Origin of the sequence: Klebsiella sp. 141203, assembly GCF_032601985.1 — a bacterium.
Classification (GTDB): domain Bacteria; phylum Pseudomonadota; class Gammaproteobacteria; order Enterobacterales; family Enterobacteriaceae; genus Klebsiella; species Klebsiella aerogenes.
In genome coordinates this window covers 936,669-952,168 of sequence record NZ_JAQIRL010000001.1, presented here as the reverse complement: position 1 = coordinate 952,168, position 15,500 = coordinate 936,669, and the positions used below count along the sequence as shown (strand labels likewise).

16 protein-coding genes are annotated in these 15,500 nt (G+C 54.6%); 9 read left to right on the top strand and 7 right to left on the bottom strand.

The features are described 5' to 3' along the window. The first annotated feature begins 40 nt into the window (after positions 1-40). The 4 genes from tsaB (at position 41) to rnd (ending at position 4,608) form a co-directional block, all read left to right on the top strand. Positions 41-736, top strand: coding sequence for a tRNA (adenosine(37)-N6)-threonylcarbamoyltransferase complex dimerization subunit type 1 TsaB (tsaB, locus tag PGR29_RS04625; protein ID WP_087860572.1), 696 nt, complete (start codon positions 41-43; stop codon positions 734-736). Between the two features lie 38 nt (positions 737-774). Beyond that, positions 775-1,356: a Slp family lipoprotein gene (locus PGR29_RS04620; protein WP_045390409.1), complete on the top strand. Its 582-nt coding sequence runs from the start codon at positions 775-777 to the stop codon at positions 1,354-1,356. Positions 1,357-1,564: 208 nt separating this feature from the next. Then, positions 1,565-3,250 carry a long-chain-fatty-acid--CoA ligase FadD gene (gene fadD / locus PGR29_RS04615; RefSeq protein ID WP_087860573.1) on the top strand — a complete coding sequence of 562 codons (1,686 nt, stop codon included), beginning with the start codon at positions 1,565-1,567 and terminating at the stop codon, positions 3,248-3,250. Between the two features lie 242 nt (positions 3,251-3,492). Beyond that, positions 3,493-4,608, top strand: a complete 1,116-nt coding sequence (gene rnd, locus PGR29_RS04610) for a ribonuclease D (RefSeq protein WP_162750170.1) — start codon at positions 3,493-3,495, stop codon at positions 4,606-4,608. 95 nt (positions 4,609-4,703) lie between these two features. Here rnd and minE read toward each other — a convergent pair whose 3' ends face one another. Genes minE through minC form a run of 3 tightly spaced genes read right to left on the bottom strand, consistent with a single transcriptional unit; the run spans position 4,704 to position 6,514 of the window. Next, the gene (minE, locus tag PGR29_RS04605; protein ID WP_015366053.1) at positions 4,704-4,973 is read right to left on the bottom strand and encodes a cell division topological specificity factor MinE; all 270 of its coding nucleotides are present in this window, start codon (positions 4,971-4,973) and stop codon (positions 4,704-4,706) included. 3 nt (positions 4,974-4,976) lie between these two features. Continuing rightward, on the bottom strand, positions 4,977-5,789 hold the full coding sequence (minD, locus tag PGR29_RS04600; protein WP_015366054.1) for a septum site-determining protein MinD: 813 nt from the start codon (positions 5,787-5,789) through the stop codon (positions 4,977-4,979). Positions 5,790-5,812: 23 nt separating this feature from the next. Further along, positions 5,813-6,514, bottom strand: a complete 702-nt coding sequence (gene minC, locus PGR29_RS04595; RefSeq protein WP_087860575.1) for a septum site-determining protein MinC — start codon at positions 6,512-6,514, stop codon at positions 5,813-5,815. A gap of 126 nt (positions 6,515-6,640) precedes the next feature. On the opposite strand from minC, the gene PGR29_RS04590 reads away from it, so the two are divergent. From PGR29_RS04590 to PGR29_RS04580, 3 genes are all read left to right on the top strand, one after another. Continuing rightward, positions 6,641-6,922 carry a YcgL domain-containing protein gene (locus PGR29_RS04590; protein ID WP_026612271.1) on the top strand — a complete coding sequence of 94 codons (282 nt, stop codon included), beginning with the start codon at positions 6,641-6,643 and terminating at the stop codon, positions 6,920-6,922. A gap of 17 nt (positions 6,923-6,939) precedes the next feature. Continuing rightward, entirely contained in the window at positions 6,940-7,599 is a 660-nt protein-coding gene (locus tag PGR29_RS04585) for a fumarylacetoacetate hydrolase family protein (protein WP_087860576.1), read from the top strand. A gap of 93 nt (positions 7,600-7,692) precedes the next feature. After that, positions 7,693-8,139 (top strand): YcgN family cysteine cluster protein, encoded by a 447-nt coding sequence (locus PGR29_RS04580; protein WP_015366058.1) that lies wholly within the window; start codon positions 7,693-7,695, stop codon positions 8,137-8,139. A 520-nt stretch (positions 8,140-8,659) separates the two neighbouring features. Here PGR29_RS04580 and PGR29_RS04575 read toward each other — a convergent pair. The 3 genes from PGR29_RS04575 to nhaB form a co-directional block, all read right to left on the bottom strand. Beyond that, complete coding sequence (locus PGR29_RS04575; RefSeq protein ID WP_087860627.1) at positions 8,660-9,004, bottom strand: DUF1971 domain-containing protein; 345 nt, start codon at positions 9,002-9,004, stop codon at positions 8,660-8,662. 120 nt (positions 9,005-9,124) lie between these two features. Continuing rightward, a complete protein-coding gene (gene dsbB / locus PGR29_RS04570) occupies positions 9,125-9,655 on the bottom strand; it encodes a disulfide bond formation protein DsbB (protein WP_015705844.1) in 531 nt (176 codons plus the stop codon). A 131-nt stretch (positions 9,656-9,786) separates the two neighbouring features. Then, a complete protein-coding gene (gene nhaB, locus PGR29_RS04565) occupies positions 9,787-11,337 on the bottom strand; it encodes a sodium/proton antiporter NhaB (protein ID WP_087860628.1) in 1,551 nt (516 codons plus the stop codon). Positions 11,338-11,572: 235 nt separating this feature from the next. On the opposite strand from nhaB, the gene fadR reads away from it, so the two are divergent. After that, positions 11,573-12,292 (top strand): fatty acid metabolism transcriptional regulator FadR, encoded by a 720-nt coding sequence (gene fadR / locus PGR29_RS04560; RefSeq protein WP_045390428.1) that lies wholly within the window; start codon positions 11,573-11,575, stop codon positions 12,290-12,292. Positions 12,293-12,345: 53 nt separating this feature from the next. Here fadR and PGR29_RS04555 read toward each other — a convergent pair whose 3' ends face one another. After that, the gene (locus PGR29_RS04555) at positions 12,346-13,878 is read right to left on the bottom strand and encodes a SpoVR family protein (RefSeq protein ID WP_015705842.1); all 1,533 of its coding nucleotides are present in this window, start codon (positions 13,876-13,878) and stop codon (positions 12,346-12,348) included. 321 nt (positions 13,879-14,199) lie between these two features. On the opposite strand from PGR29_RS04555, the gene PGR29_RS04550 reads away from it, so the two are divergent. Continuing rightward, complete coding sequence (locus PGR29_RS04550) at positions 14,200-15,498, top strand: D-amino acid dehydrogenase (protein WP_087860629.1); 1,299 nt, start codon at positions 14,200-14,202, stop codon at positions 15,496-15,498. Positions 15,499-15,500: the final 2 nt, after the last annotated feature.

The window sequence follows — 15,500 nt, the reverse complement described above, 5'->3', positions numbered from 1 at the left end:
GCCCTAAAACCTGGATTATGTAACGAGAGCGTGACCACCCATGCGAATTTTGGCTATCGATACCGCCACGGAGGCGTGCTCCGCGGCGCTGTGGAATGATGGCGCCCTGAGCGCCCATTTTGAAATTTGTCCCCGCGAACACACCCAACGTATCCTGCCTCTGGTGCAGGAGGTCCTCACTGAAAGCGGCACTACGCTGAATGAACTTGACGCGCTGGCCTTTGGCCGCGGTCCGGGCAGCTTTACCGGCGTACGTATTGGTATCGGCATTGCGCAAGGACTGGCGCTGGGCGCTGAGCTGCCGATGATCGGCGTTTCTACGCTGGCGACGATGGCGCAGGGCGCGTGGCGCAAAACCGGCGCTACTCGCGTGCTGGCAGCCATCGACGCGCGTATGGGAGAAGTGTACTGGGCTGAGTATCAGCGCGACGAAAATGGCGTCTGGCACGGTGAAGAAACTGAAGCGGTTCTCAAACCGGCTGCGGTTGCCGAACGCCTGGCGCTGCTTTCTGGCGAATGGGCTACCGTCGGCACCGGCTGGCAGGCGTGGCCGGATCTGGCGAAAGAGAGCGGGCTGATTTTAAGCAGCGGCGAGATTGAACTGCCGGCGGCTGAAGATATGCTGCCGCTGGCCATTCATCTGTTGGCGGCAGGAAAAACCGTGGCCGTTGAGCATGCGGAACCAGTTTATTTGCGAAACGAAGTGGCGTGGAAGAAACTTCCTGGCCGCGAGTGAATCTCAGTAGAGAGAAGACTGAGAGAAGGAGTCGCATCATGGCGGGTCAAAAACAGGGCGTCCGTTGGCTGTTAGCCGCGGCGGTTGCCGTTGCGCTAAGCGGTTGCGTGTCGGTGCCGGATGTTATTAAAGGCACCAGCCCTACGCCGCAGCAGGATTTAGTGCGGGTGATGAACGCGCCGCAGCTGTATATCGGCCAGGAAGCGCGTTTTGGCGGTAAGGTCGTCAACGTGCAGAATCAGCAGGGGAAAACCCGCTTAGAAATTGCCACCGTACCGCTGGATAGCGGCGCGCGGCCGGAACTGGGCGAACCTTCACGCGGCCGTATCCTCGCCGACGTGAGCGGTTTCCTTGACCCGGTCGATTTCCGCGGCCAGCTAGTAACCGTGGTTGGGCCGATTAGCGGCGTTGTCGACGGTAAAGTTGGCGCAACGCCGTATAAATTCATGTTGATGAATGCCACCGGCTATAAACGCTGGAACGTGGTGCAGCAGGTGGTGATGCCGCCGCAGCCCATTGACCCGTGGATGCTCGGCCCGCGCCCATGGGGCTACGGATACGGCGGCTGGGGTTGGTATAACCCGGGCCCGGCAGAGGTCAGAAACGTCGTAACGGAATGATTTTGTTGTTTTTATAATGGAATAGAAACAGCGGCTAGCCCGCTGTTTCGTGTTTTTTAGTCTCATAAGAAAAATAAATAGTGACGCGCTTCGCAACCTGAAAAACGCCTAATTAATAAACTGGTACGCTGAGTTAATATAATGTTAACAAAATGTTTGTTGATCAGGGGCTGTGATGACGACGAATAACTATTTCAGAGGTGAAGCAGTGAAAAAGGTTTGGCTAAACCGTTATCCCGCCGATGTTCCAGCGGAGATAAATCCTGACCGCTATCAATCCCTGGTTGAATTGTTTGAGCACGCCACTACCCGTTATGCCGATCAGCCGGCATTTATCAACATGGGCGAGGTGATGACCTACCGTAAGCTGGAAGAGCGCAGCCGCGCTTTCGCCGCTTATCTCCAGCAAGGATTAGGGCTACAGAAGGGCGATCGCGTCGCGCTGATGATGCCTAACTTGCTGCAATATCCGGTGGCGCTGTTTGGGATCCTGCGTGCCGGAATGATTGCCGTCAACGTTAACCCGCTGTATACCCCGCGCGAACTGGAGCACCAGCTCAATGACAGCGGCGCGGCGGCGATTGTGATCGTTTCCAACTTCGCACATACCCTGGAGAAAGTAGTCGATAAAACCCAGGTAAAACACGTCATCCTGACGCGAATGGGCGACCAGCTCTCTACCGCCAAAGGGACGTTAGTCAACTTTGTGGTGAAGTACATTAAGCGGCTGGTGCCGAAATATCATCTACCGGACGCCATCTCATTTCGTAGCGCCCTGCAGCATGGCTACCGTATGCAGTACGTGAAGCCGGAAATCGTCGCGGACGATCTTGCCTTCCTGCAGTACACCGGCGGTACCACCGGCGTGGCGAAAGGGGCGATGCTGACCCACCGCAATATGCTGGCTAACCTTGAACAGGTGAATGCGACCTACGGTCCGCTACTGCACCGTGGTAAAGAGCTGGTAGTGACCGCGCTGCCGCTGTACCACATCTTCGCCTTGACCATGAACTGCCTGCTGTTTATCGAACTCGGCGGGCAGAACCTGCTGATTACCAATCCGCGCGACATTCCGGGCCTGGTAAAAGAGCTGGCAAAATATCCCTTCACCGCGATGACCGGGGTGAATACCTTGTTTAACGCGCTCTTGAACAATAAAGAATTCCAGCAGCTTGATTTCTCTTCGCTGCATCTTTCCGCCGGCGGCGGCATGCCGGTGCAGCAGGTGGTAGCGGAGCGCTGGGTGAAACTGACGGGTCAGTATCTGCTGGAGGGCTACGGCCTGACGGAGTGCTCGCCGCTGGTGAGCGTCAACCCGCATGATATCGACTACCACAGCGGAAGCATCGGCCTGCCGGTGCCGTCGACCGAAGCTAAGCTGGTCGATGATGACGATAATGAAGTCGCGCCGGGTGAGCCGGGCGAGCTTTGCATCAAAGGGCCGCAGGTGATGTTGGGCTACTGGCAGCGTCCGGATGCCACCGATGAAATCATTAAAGATGGCTGGCTCCATACCGGCGATATCGCGGTGATGGATGATGAAGGCTTCCTGCGCATCGTCGATCGCAAAAAAGACATGATTCTGGTTTCCGGTTTTAACGTCTATCCGAATGAAATCGAAGATGTTGTGATGCAGCACGCCGGCGTACAGGAAGTGGCCGCCGTCGGCGTACCGTCCGGCAGTAGCGGCGAAGCGGTAAAAATTTTCGTGGTGAAGAAAGATGCCGCGTTAACCGAAGAAGCGCTGATTACTTTCTGCCGTCGCCATTTGACCGGCTACAAAGTACCGAAGCTGGTGGAGTTTCGTGACGAGCTACCGAAATCCAACGTCGGAAAAATTTTACGACGAGAACTGCGTGACGAAGCCCGTGCTAAAGTAGACAATAAAGGCTAAGTAACGAGTGAGTCGCCAGGCGCCGGCGAAGCCGGCGTCAAGATTACTGACAAAGAAGGAAAAAGCGTGGTTTTTCCTTCTTTGTGGTTATCAGCCGAAAATCAATACATTGATTTTCCTTGTTATTTGTCTGGTGCAATCTGCAAGCCCAACGATTGCATGAGGTTTGTCATTAATCTCGCGCCGGCTAAGCCGGCGTTTTTTATGGGCGCAAGTTAAGAGAGTATGATTTGAACTATCAGATGATCACCACCGACGATGGCCTGCGCGCTATCTGTGAAGCGGCAAGCACGGCACCCGCGGTTGCGCTGGATACCGAGTTTGTTCGCACCCGCACCTACTACCCGCAGCTTGGTTTGCTGCAGCTGTTCGACGGCAAACAGGTTTCTCTGATCGATCCGTTGACCATCAACGACTGGGCGCCGATGCGCGAGCTGCTGCTCAACCAGGATGTCACCAAATACCTGCATGCGGGCAGCGAAGATTTAGAAGTCTTCCTCAACGCGTTCAACCTGATGCCGCAGCCGCTTATCGACACCCAGATTCTGGCCGCCTTCTGCGGGCGCCCGATGTCGTGGGGCTTCGCTTCAATGGTTGAAGAGTATTCCGGCGTTGCGCTGGACAAAAGCGAATCACGCACCGATTGGCTGGCCCGTCCGTTGACCGAGCGTCAGTGCGAATATGCGGCCGCCGATGTCTGGTATCTGTTGCCGATAGCCAGCAAATTAATGGCGGAAACCGACCACGCGGGCTGGCTGCCGGCCGCGTTAAACGAGTGCCACCTGATGCAGCAGCGCCGTCAGGAAGTCCTTGACCCGGCGGATGCGTGGCGGGAAATCGGTAACGCCTGGCAACTGCGTACGCGTCAGCTGGGCTGCCTGCAGTTGCTGGCGGAGTGGCGTCTGCGCAAAGCGCGCGAGCGTAACCTGGCGGTGAACTTTGTGGTACGCGAAGAGCATCTATGGAGCGTGGCGCGCTATATGCCGACCAGCCTCGGCGAACTTGATAGCCTCGGTTTATCCGGGAGCGAAATTCGCTTCCATGGTAAGACGCTGATTAGCCTGGTTGAGAAAGCGCAGGCCTTGCCGGAATCGGCGCTGCCTGAGCCGCTGCAAAACCTGATCGATATGCCGGGGTACCGCAAAGCCTTTAAAGATATTAAAGCGCTGGTACAGGAAGTGAGCGCCGAGAAGGGGGTGAGCGCCGAACTGCTGGCGTCGCGCCGCCAGATCAACCAACTGCTGAACTGGCACTGGCAGCTGAAAACGAAAAACGGCGAGCCAGAGCTGGTTTCCGGCTGGCGTGGTGAATTGATGGCCGATCGTCTGAAAGCGCTGCTCAACGACTATCCTCGCTAGCGCCGGGCGCTATTCAGGCCATAAAAAACCGGCCGCGCGTGGCGTGGCCGGTTTTTTTAATCCTACGGCGAGATGCCGTTAATAAGACAACAGGGTCAGGGTTTCGACTCTTCAGCTTCTGGCAGGGTCACGTTCAGCTCGAGAATCGAAATATCACCATCGCGCTGTTCCAGCTGTACGCTGACCATCTCAGGATCTATCTGTACGTATTTACAGATGACCTCCAGGATATCTTTGCGCAGCTGCGGCAGGTAATGTGGCTCCGCGTCGCCGCGGCGGCGCTCCGCGACGATGATTTGCAGGCGTTCTTTCGCAATGTTAGCCGTGTTCTTTTTTCGCGAGAGAAAAAAGTCGAGTAATGCCATAATTTATCCTCCGAACAGGCGTTTGAGGAAACCTTTCTTCTCTTCTTCTATGAAGCGGAAAGGACGTTCTTCTCCGAGCAGACGATCCACAGTATCCGCATAGGCTTTACCCGCATCTGAAACGGTATCCAGAATGACCGGCTCGCCCTGGTTCGATGCGCGCAGCACGGACTGATCTTCCGGAATCACGCCCACCAGATTGATGCGCAGAATTTCCAGCACGTCTTCCATGCTCAGCATGTCGCCTTTGTTCACGCGGCCTGGGTTGTAGCGCGTCAGCAGCAGGTGCTCTTTGATCGGCTCGTCGCCATTTTCCGCGCGGCGGGATTTGGAGGCCAGAATGCCAAGGATACGGTCGGAGTCGCGCACGGAGGAGACTTCCGGGTTAGTGGTGATGATGGCTTCGTCAGCGAAGTACAGCGCCATCAGCGCGCCAGTTTCGATGCCCGCAGGGGAGTCGCAGACAATAAAATCGAAATCCATCTTTTTCAGTTCTTCAAGAACTTTATCTACGCCTTCGCGGGTCAGCGCGTCTTTATCACGGGTCTGAGAAGCCGGAAGGATATAGAGATTTTCAGTACGCTTATCTTTGATTAGCGCCTGATTGAGAGTGGCATCGCCCTGGATAACGTTGACGAAGTCATAAACCACCCGACGCTCGCATCCCATAATCAGGTCGAGGTTACGCAGGCCGATATCGAAGTCGATAACGACAGTTTTCTTTCCCTTCTGGGCCAAACCAGTAGCGATGGCCGCGCTGGAGGTGGTCTTACCAACGCCCCCTTTACCCGAAGTCACAACAATAATGCGTGCCATAGAAATTCCTTGTTAAAAAGGGATTAATTGAACGGTTGAATTGTCAAAGCGCCGTCGCCTAAACGCAGGCGCGCCGCTTTGCCATAAAATTCAGCTGGGATGTTATCGCTCAGCCAATATTCCCCTGCGATGGACACCAGTTCCGCCGCGAGGTTAGTACAAAATATTTGGGCATCTCTGTCGCCGCTTGCGCCAGCCAGCGCACGTCCCCGCATCATGCCATACACATGGATGTTACCATCAGCGATAAGTTCCGCGCCGGCACTCACATGGTTTGTAACAATTAGATCACAGTGTGGCGCATAAATGCGCTGACCGGAACGTACCGGCAGATCAATCAAACGCGTTTTTGTGATCGGCGTAGCAACTGGTGGCGGTGCGACGGGTTCCGGCGGCGGCGCCTGACGAACGATTTTCTCTTTTCCTTCCGTCAGTAGCGGGATCCCGGCGCGGTCGATTTCCGTTTTCAGGCGGGAAATTTTACACCCGCTCACGCCCATGATGCGTAAACCGGTGGCGACGATAGCTTCATGCATCGGGCGCCAGTCGACACTCTCTTCAATACTGCTGATGTTGACCACCACCGGCGCATGACGTAAAAAAGCGGGAGCCTGGGCGATTTTGTCTTCTAACGCCTGACGAATAACCTCGGGATTTGCATCGTGCAAATGAACGACAGATAAGGTGAAGCTACTGCCCTTAAGTTCGATTGGCGTATTTGACATCCTGGCCTTACTCAATTTGCTGTTTATCATCCGCCGAAGTGCGGTGATATTCCGAAGACTAAAAGGCATGTTATAGTCACTCATATATTGAGGCAAGTGACCACGGGTCTAATTCCGAGTAAATCTATGTTTTGTGTGATCTATCGAAGTACTAAACGTGAACAAACCTATTTATATGTCGAAAAAAAGGACGATTTCTCACGCGTCCCGCCGGAACTGATGGCAAGCTTCGGCACCCCGCAGATGACCATGCTGTTGCCGCTCGACGGGCGCAAGACGCTGGCTAACGCTGACCTCGAGAAAGTAAAACAAGCGCTCGTCGATCAGGGCTATTACCTTCAACTTCCTCCCCCTCCTGAGAATTTACTTAAGAAACACCTCGCGGAACAGGGGAATAAATCCGATTAACCCATTGAGGGAAAATAATGTACCAACATCATAACTGGCAGGGTGAGTTACTGGATTATCCAGTGAGCAAAGTGGTTTGCGTTGGCAGTAATTACGCAAAACATATTAAGGAAATGGGCAGCGCGATGCCGGAGGAACCGGTGCTGTTTATTAAACCTGAAACGGCGCTATGTGATATCCGCCAGCCGTTGGTACTGCCTGAAGGATTGGGATCGGTGCACCATGAGGTTGAACTGGCGGTGCTGATCGGCAGTACGTTGCGCCAGGCCAGCGAAGATCACGTGCGTAAGGCGATTGCCGGTTATGGCGTGGCGTTGGATCTCACCCTGCGTGATATTCAGGGCAAGATGAAAAAGGCCGGACAACCGTGGGAGAAAGCCAAGGGGTTCGATAACGCTTGTCCAATCTCTGGTTTTATCCCTGCTGCCGAGTTCAGCGGCGATCCGCAAAATACGCCGCTAAGCCTGAAGATTAATGGTGAAGTTCGCCAGCAGGGGACGACCGCCGATATGATTCATAAGATCGTACCGCTGATTGCCTATATGTCGCGCTTCTTTACGCTGAAAGCGGGCGATATCATTCTGACCGGGACTCCGGACGGGGTCGGGCCGCTCGCCAGCGGAGATGAGTTGGAAGTCGGCTTCAATGGTTTGACGTTATCCACCCGCGTGCTGTAACGTCCGCTTGCCGCCTTTTGGGGCGGCAAAACTTGCATCGTCGTGCCAGACTGGTTATAAGGTGCACCCTGAATTGTAATGACGGACATCCCAATGAGCGAACAACCTTTCTGGCAACAAAAAACACTGGATGAAATGACCGACGCGGAGTGGGAATCACTGTGCGACGGCTGCGGACAGTGCTGCCTGCATAAGCTAATGGATGAAGATACCGACGAGATTTACTTCACCAACGTCGCCTGCCGTCAGCTCAACATTAAAACCTGCCAGTGCCGTAACTACGAGCGTCGCTTCGAGTACGAACCGGACTGCATCAAACTCACGCGTGATAATCTGCCGACCTTCGAATGGCTGCCTCACACCTGCGCCTATCGCCTGCTGGCGGAAGGTAAAGCGCTGCCGCACTGGCATCCGCTGCTGACCGGTTCTAAGGTGGCGATGCACGGCGAACGTATTTCCGTGCGCCATATTGCGGTTAAAGAGTCTACCGTCGTCGACTGGCAGGACCATATTTTAAACAAACCAGACTGGGCGCAGTAAACGCGTCAAAACACTGAACCGGGCATTCCCTGCCTGCGCGGCCCGGTTCTTTATTCGCATTAATATCCCATCATTCTCAATGCCAGCCAGATAATTCCTGCCCACAATAAAGCGCATGGAAAAATAACAACACTAAGAGAACGCCAGCCGTTTCTACTCATCGGAAACCCCACATTTAAGTCATCATCACCAGGTGCGTTTGGCATTTCATCATCGGCGCGGGGGCGGGGAACTTTAGGAATATTTGTAAAGCAGATGTAGATAAAAATAGACCCGGCGCGATGGCCGGGCTGAGGGGGCGTTGACGAGCTGCCAGGTCTCCCCGGCGCGATGGCTGCTTGCGGCGATCAGATGGGCAGGAAACTCATCATTAAATACGCCACGACAATGCAGATTAGCGTCATATACCAGACTATGCTCATGGTGACTTATCCCTTTTCAGACTCAAGAAAGACGAGCCTTTCGGGTAACGACTTTAAACATCCAGATGTCGATGATCAACCGCTTGCGCATCAGGGGATTAGCTTTTCTTTGCGTGGAACAGGCCGTCTTCGCCGTGGGCTTCATCTTCAACCCAGAAGTTAATGTTGAACTGGGCATCATCGCTGAGCTCGATACGATGCCAATATTGCGGCGGGCTGGTGGCGAACTGCCCGGCGTTAATGACGACTTTCACCTCCGGCTCGGTAGCCTGCTCGTCATGAAAACCGTAGTAGGTTACCGTTCCTTCCATAACGCACAGCTGGCCGAAAACGTTAGCGGCAGTATTGTGATGGGTGAGCAGAGCCGCCGGAACATTTTCTTTAGTGAAGAACGGAGTGGAGCGTTTAACTTTCCAGTTAGCTGGGATTCGCAGATGAGACATGGTGAGCTCCTTAGTGGATGCAAATAAGATGCATTTAATATGCAACTTTAAAGGGGCGTCGTCAACTTACAGGCATAAAAAAACGCCCCCGGAGGAGCGTTTACCATTTGGCCGGGTCACTTAACGGCCGAAAAGATCGCGTTTTTTAGCTTTAAATGGCTGAGCGATCAATACCAGCAGTCCGATAACCAGATAAGCGGCAAAGATGCCTACCAGCCACTGCGGCATTTCCAGCGTCAGGAATTCCCACTGGCGCACGGAACAGTCGCCGGTGGCGACGAATACCTGCGGCAACCATTTATCCAGAGGCAGCCACGTCGGGAAACGCGCAGCGAAATCGCAGGTCTGGAACGGGGAAGGATGCAGCTGAATCATGGTGTGCTCCCATGCTAGCTGCAGACCGCGCAGGGCGCTGTATAGCCAGATCAGCAGCGCGACATAGCGCAGCGGGGTTTTCGGCGCGATAGCGCCCACCAGACCGGCGCCCATGATGCCAAACAGGGCGCAGCGTTCATAAATACACAACACGCAGGGCTGCAGCAGCATCACGTGCTGGAACCACAGCGCCACTAATTCAAGTATAAAAGCGGTTAACGCCATCAAGAGCCAGGCGCCGCGTCCCCTTGAGCACTGGTTTAAGTATTGCAACATAATCATTTCCCTGGAACATGCTAAATCATGGCAGTGTAAACGAAAACTACCGCGACGCCATCCGCTAGTCGGAAAATATTACGTAAATGAATATTCGTTACCCGGGCGAACCCGGGTAACGGGCCGGGCAATTACGGCAGTATCGGCGTGGTCAACCAGCCGTGGCTGAGCATCCACTGGGTGGCCGGCATTAACAGGGTTTCGACGCACAGCAGGCCGACCAGCGTTAGCACGATGGTATAAGGCAGCGCCATCCACACCATTCTGCCATAAGAGAGGCGGATCAGCGGCGCCAGCGCCGAGGTCAACAGGAACAGAAACGCGGCCTGGCCGTTGGGGGTGGCGACGGAAGGCAGGTTGGTACCAGTGTTAATGGCGACCGCCAGCATTTCAAACTGCTGCAGGCTGATAACGCCATGTTCCAGCGCCGCTTTTGCTTCGTTGATATACACCGTACCGACAAAGACGTTATCGGAGATGGACGACAGCAGGCCGTTAAACAGATAGAACAGCGATAGCTGGGCATGCGGCGATGCCTGCAGGACGAACTCAATCACTGGAGCAAACAGATGCTGATCGATAATCACCGCCACGATGGCGAAAAAGACCGTCAGCAGAGCGGTAAATGGCAGCGCTTCGGTAAAGGCTTTACCGATGGCGTGTTCGTCGGTCACACCGGAGAAGGTGGTTGCCAGCACAATGACAGAGAGGCCAATCAGGCCAACTTCCGCCAGATGCAGGGCGAGGGCGGTAATCAGCCACACGCCGATGATCCCTTGAGCGATAAGGCGCATCCGATCCTGGCGGCTGCGGCTTTGGCGGCTACGGTCGTCGAAATCCTGCAGGACTTTGCGTACCGGGACTGGCAGCGGCTCGCCGTAGCCAAACAGGCGGAATTTTTCCAGCAGCAGGCAGGTCAACAGGCCGCAAGCCAGTACCGGCAGCGTGACCGGCGACATGCGAATGAAAAATTCGCCGAAGTGCCAGCCGGCGGCTTTGGCGATAATCAGGTTCTGCGGCTCGCCGACCATGGTCATCACGCCGCCGAGCGCGGTACCGACGCCGGCGTGCATCATCAGGCTGCGTAAAAAGCTGCGGAACTGTTCGAGCACGTCGCGGTAATGCTGATCGATATGGCTGTCATCAAGCATGTCGTTATCATCAGGGCGCGCGGAGGCGACGCGATGATAGATACCATAGAAACCGACCGCCACGCTAATGACTACCGCCACGACGGTGAGCGCGTCGAGGAAGGCGGAGAGAAAAGCGGCGGCAACGCAGAAGGCCAGCGACAGCAGCATCTTGCTGCGGATCCCCAGCAAAAGGCGGGTAAAAATAAACAGCAAGAGCTGCTTCATGAAATAGATCCCGGCCACCATAAACATCAGCAGCAGCAGGACTTCGAGATTATTGGCTATTTCTTCGCGAATATGTTCGGGGCTGGTCATACCGATCACCACCGCTTCTATCGCCAGCAGGCCGCCTGGTAGAAGAGGGTAGCATTTGAGCGCCATCGCCAGGGTAAAGATAAACTCCACCACTAACAGCCAACCGGCAACAAACGGTTGAAGATAAAACGCCAGCGGGTTAACCACCAGGAAGATAATCAGGAGAAGCTTGTACCAGTCTGGCGACTGGCCAAGAAAATTGCGCCACAGGGCGCGGCCATAAGACATTTCCACGACAGAGGTCCTTCCGTCAAACAATATGATTTTATGCGTAACTATTGCAAGATTACCAGTTGAGCAAAAAGGGAAGCAACTTTCTTCGCGGCGCATTACAGGTAATGGAAGGCGTTAAGCAAAAGCTGAAAATGAAACGGCGATCCCCTTTTAATTACTTTCAGATGCTATCTGGCGTATGGCTGCTCTGGTATGATGAGTGCAAATTGCAACGCTGTGTAATGGAAATCTTACTATGGTCATTAAGGCGCAAAGCCCTGCGGGTTTCGCGGAAGAGTACATCATTGAAAGTATCTGGAATAACCGTTTCCCGCCTGGATCCATTCTCCCTGCTGAACGTGAACTTTCTGAACTGATTGGTGTGACCCGAACCACTCTGCGCGAAGTGTTGCAACGTCTGGCCCGTGATGGCTGGTTGACTATCCAGCACGGTAAACCGACGAAAGTGAACAACTTCTGGGAAACCTCCGGACTGAATATCCTTGAGACGCTGGCGCGCCTCGACCACGATAGCGTGCCGCAGCTGATTGATAACTTGCTGTCGGTGCGTACCAATATCTCAACGATTTTTATTCGTACCGCCTTCCGCCAGCACCCGGACAAAGCGCTGGAGGTACTGGCTACCGCGCGTGAAGTTGAAGATCATGCCGATGCTTTCGCCGAACTGGACTACAACATCTTCCGTGGTCTGGCGTTTGCCTCCGGCAACCCGATCTACGGTCTGATCCTCAACGGCATGAAGGGGCTATATACCCGCATCGGCCGTCACTATTTTGCTAACCCGGAAGCGCGGAGCCTGGCGCTGGGCTTCTATCACCAGTTGGCGAAAGTGTGTGAAGAGAGTCAGCACGATAAAGTGTACGAAATCGTCCGTGCCTATGGCCACAACAGCGGCGAGATCTGGCACCGGATGCAAAAAACGCTGCCCGGCGATTTAGCCATCAATATGCGCTAAGCACGGCCCATAATATAAAAAATGCCCGGATAATCCGGGCATTTTTTTCAGCCTTACAGCGCGTTCTGCCGCGGCGGCGTGCGATCCAAAAGCTCAACGCTGCCGTCGGCATTCTGTTGTTCAAGGATCACGTCAAAGCCCCACAGGCGGTGAACGTGTTTGAGCACTTCGCGGCGGCTCTTATCCAGCGGCACGCGGTTATGCGGCACATAGCGCAGCGTCAGCGAACGATCGCCGCGCAGGTCAACGTTCCAGACCTGAATATTCGGCTCGAGGTTGCTGAGGTTGTACTGCGCCGACAGCTTAGAACGAATTTCCCGATAACCTTCCTCATTATGAATGGCGGAAATTTCCAGGTAATTGTTGTGGTCGTCATCGAGTACCGTGAATAAGCGGAAATCGCGCATCACCTTCGGCGACAAGAACTGGCTGATAAAGCTCTCATCTTTAAAATCGCGCATGGCGAAATGCAGCGTCTCCAGCCAATCGGAGCCGGCGATATCCGGGAACCAGTAGCGATCCTCTTCCGTAGGCGACTGGCAGATACGCTTAATATCCTGGAACATGGCGAAACCCAGCGCGTAGGGGTTGATCCCGCTGTACCACGGGCTGTTGTAGGGCGGCTGGAACACCACGTTGGTGTGGCTGTGCAGGAACTCCAGCATAAAGCGCTCAGTTACTTTTCCTTCATCATACAGATGATTGAGGATGGTGTAGTGCCAGAACGTCGCCCAGCCCTCGTTCATAACCTGAGTCTGCTTTTGCGGATAAAAATACTGGCTGACTTTACGAACGATACGCAGGATCTCGCGCTGCCACGACTCAAGCAGCGGCGCGTTCTTCTCCATAAAGTACAGCAGGTTCTCCTGCGGTTCGGAAGGATAGCGGCGGCTTGCCTCGATGGCTTTTTCCTCTTCCCGTTTTGGCAGGGTGCGCCACAGCATGTTCACCTGGCTTTGCAGATACTCTTCTCGGCTTTTCTGCCGTGCCTTCTCCTCCTGCAGCGAAATTTTCTGCGGACGTTTGTAGCGGTCGACGCCGTAGTTCATCAGCGCATGGCAGGAGTCGAGCAATTTTTCGACTTCATCGACGCCGTAGCGCTCTTCACATTCGGTAATGTATTTACGCGCGAATATAAGGTAGTCGATGATTGAGCTGGCATCGGTCCAACTGCGGAACAGATAGTTGTTTTTAAAGAAGGAGTTATGCCCATAACAGGCGTGCGCCATCACCAGCGCCTGCATGGTAATCGTGTTCTCCTCCATTAAATAAGCGATACAAGGGTTGGAGTTAATGACTATCTCATAGGCCAGACCTTGCTGGCCGTGTTTATACGCCTGCTCGGTTTCGATAAATTTTTTGCCGAACGACCAGTGCGGATAATTGATCGGCATCCCGACGCTGGAATAGGCGTCCATCATCTGTTCGGAGGTGATCACCTCGATTTGATGCGGATAGGTATCGAGACGATACAGTTTCGCCACCCGATCGACCTCGGCGAGATAGGTTTCCAGCAATTCAAAAGTCCAGTCGGGTCCATCGCTTAACCGGGTGGTGTCCCTGTTCATGGAATCAATCGTAGCCATTAGCGCGCCCTCGTTGTTGGTGGTTCTCTCTTTGTGGAGAACCTCTTATCAAGCATAGAACACGCCATAACAAACTGCGTCTGCGGGTAATTTCTTTTCTTCGCGATTTCGCAATCCTAAAGGCCTGGATTTAACATTTACTTAGCATTTTATGCTGAGGAAAAATAAAGCGCAGCACGAGATCGTAAATCTCTGGTGTCAGTGCTGGTGCGGTTTGGTGTGAGATAAGTCACCATAAATAAAGCGTATGTTGAATAATATTTTCATCTGGGTTATCAATTTGTAATTAGATGATTGTTCTTTAACTATTACGGAGTGGCTATGCGAGTCGTCATACTGGGAAGTGGGGTGGTTGGGGTAGCGAGCGCCTGGTATTTAAGCCAGGCGGGACATGAGGTGACAGTTATCGACCGTCAGCCAGGGCCCGCTGAAGAAACCAGCGCCGCCAACGCCGGGCAGATCTCTCCCGGCTACGCGGCGCCGTGGGCGGCGCCGGGCGTGCCGCTGAAGGCGATTAAATGGATGTTCCAGCGCCATGCGCCATTGGCGATTGGCCTTGACGGCACGCAGTTCCAGCTCAAGTGGATGTGGCAGATGCTGCGTAACTGCGATACCCGCCACTATATGGAAAACAAAGGGCGTATGGTGCGCCTGGCGGAATATAGCCGCGATTGCCTGAAAGCGCTGCGTGAAACCACCGGTATCCAGTATGAAGGCCGCCAGGGGGGCACCCTGCAGCTTTTCCGCACCGAAAAACAGTATGAGAACGCCACTCGTGATATCGCCGTGCTGGAAGAGGCCGGCGTGCCGTATCAACTGCTGGAAGCCAACCGCCTGCTGGAAGTTGAACCGGCGCTGGCGGAAGTCAGTCATAAACTGACCGGCGGCCTGCGCCTGCCAAACGATGAAACCGGCGATTGCCAACTCTTCACCACCCGTCTGGCGGCGATGGCCGAGGCGGCAGGGGTGACTTTCCGCTTTAATACCTCCGTCGATGCGCTGCTTTACGAAGGCGATCAAATCGCCGGTGTGAAATGCGGCGAGGAAATTATTAAGGGCGACGCCTACGTGATGGCGTTTGGTTCTTACTCCACCGCGATGCTCAAAGGGCTGGTGGATATCCCGGTCTATCCGCTGAAAGGCTACTCGTTGACTATTCCGATTGCCGAAGAGAGCGGCGCGCCGGTATCGACTATCCTTGATGAGACTTACAAAATCGCGATTACCCGTTTCGATAAGCGTATTCGCGTTGGCGGGATGGCGGAAATTGTCGGCTTTAATAAAGAGCTGCTGAAGCCGCGCCGCGAGACGCTGGAGATGGTGGTTCGCGATCTGTTCCCGCGCGGCGGCTACGTTGAGCAGGCCACCTTCTGGACCGGCCTGCGGCCGATGACGCCGGATGGTACGCCAGTGGTTGGCCGTACGCCGTACAAAAACCTGTGGCTGAACACCGGGCACGGTACGCTGGGCTGGACCATGGCCTGCGGGTCCGGGCAGCTTCTGAGCGACCTGATCTCCGGACGTACGCCGGCGATCCCTTATGATGATCTGGCCGTGGCGCGTTACAGCCCGGGCTTTACGCCGGCTCGCGCTCAGCATCTGCACGGCGTGCATAACTAAGG

What these genes read in the sequence shown, in the direction of transcription:
- rnd (WP_162750170.1), top strand. Translation starts at nt 3,493, where the DNA reads ATGATCACCACCGACGATGGCCTGCGCGCTATCTGTGAAGCGGCAAGC.
- fadR (WP_045390428.1), top strand. Translation starts at nt 11,573, where the DNA reads ATGGTCATTAAGGCGCAAAGCCCTGCGGGTTTCGCGGAAGAGTACATC.
- PGR29_RS04585 (WP_087860576.1), top strand. Translation starts at nt 6,940, where the DNA reads ATGTACCAACATCATAACTGGCAGGGTGAGTTACTGGATTATCCAGTG.
- dsbB (WP_015705844.1), bottom strand. Translation starts at nt 9,655, where the DNA reads ATGTTGCAATACTTAAACCAGTGCTCAAGGGGACGCGGCGCCTGGCTC.
- PGR29_RS04575 (WP_087860627.1), bottom strand. Translation starts at nt 9,004, where the DNA reads ATGTCTCATCTGCGAATCCCAGCTAACTGGAAAGTTAAACGCTCCACT.
- tsaB (WP_087860572.1), top strand. Translation starts at nt 41, where the DNA reads ATGCGAATTTTGGCTATCGATACCGCCACGGAGGCGTGCTCCGCGGCG.
- minD (WP_015366054.1), bottom strand. Translation starts at nt 5,789, where the DNA reads ATGGCACGCATTATTGTTGTGACTTCGGGTAAAGGGGGCGTTGGTAAG.
- PGR29_RS04580 (WP_015366058.1), top strand. Translation starts at nt 7,693, where the DNA reads ATGAGCGAACAACCTTTCTGGCAACAAAAAACACTGGATGAAATGACC.
- PGR29_RS04590 (WP_026612271.1), top strand. Translation starts at nt 6,641, where the DNA reads ATGTTTTGTGTGATCTATCGAAGTACTAAACGTGAACAAACCTATTTA.
- PGR29_RS04620 (WP_045390409.1), top strand. Translation starts at nt 775, where the DNA reads ATGGCGGGTCAAAAACAGGGCGTCCGTTGGCTGTTAGCCGCGGCGGTT.
- PGR29_RS04550 (WP_087860629.1), top strand. Translation starts at nt 14,200, where the DNA reads ATGCGAGTCGTCATACTGGGAAGTGGGGTGGTTGGGGTAGCGAGCGCC.
- minC (WP_087860575.1), bottom strand. Translation starts at nt 6,514, where the DNA reads ATGTCAAATACGCCAATCGAACTTAAGGGCAGTAGCTTCACCTTATCT.
- PGR29_RS04555 (WP_015705842.1), bottom strand. Translation starts at nt 13,878, where the DNA reads ATGGCTACGATTGATTCCATGAACAGGGACACCACCCGGTTAAGCGAT.
- minE (WP_015366053.1), bottom strand. Translation starts at nt 4,973, where the DNA reads ATGGCATTACTCGACTTTTTTCTCTCGCGAAAAAAGAACACGGCTAAC.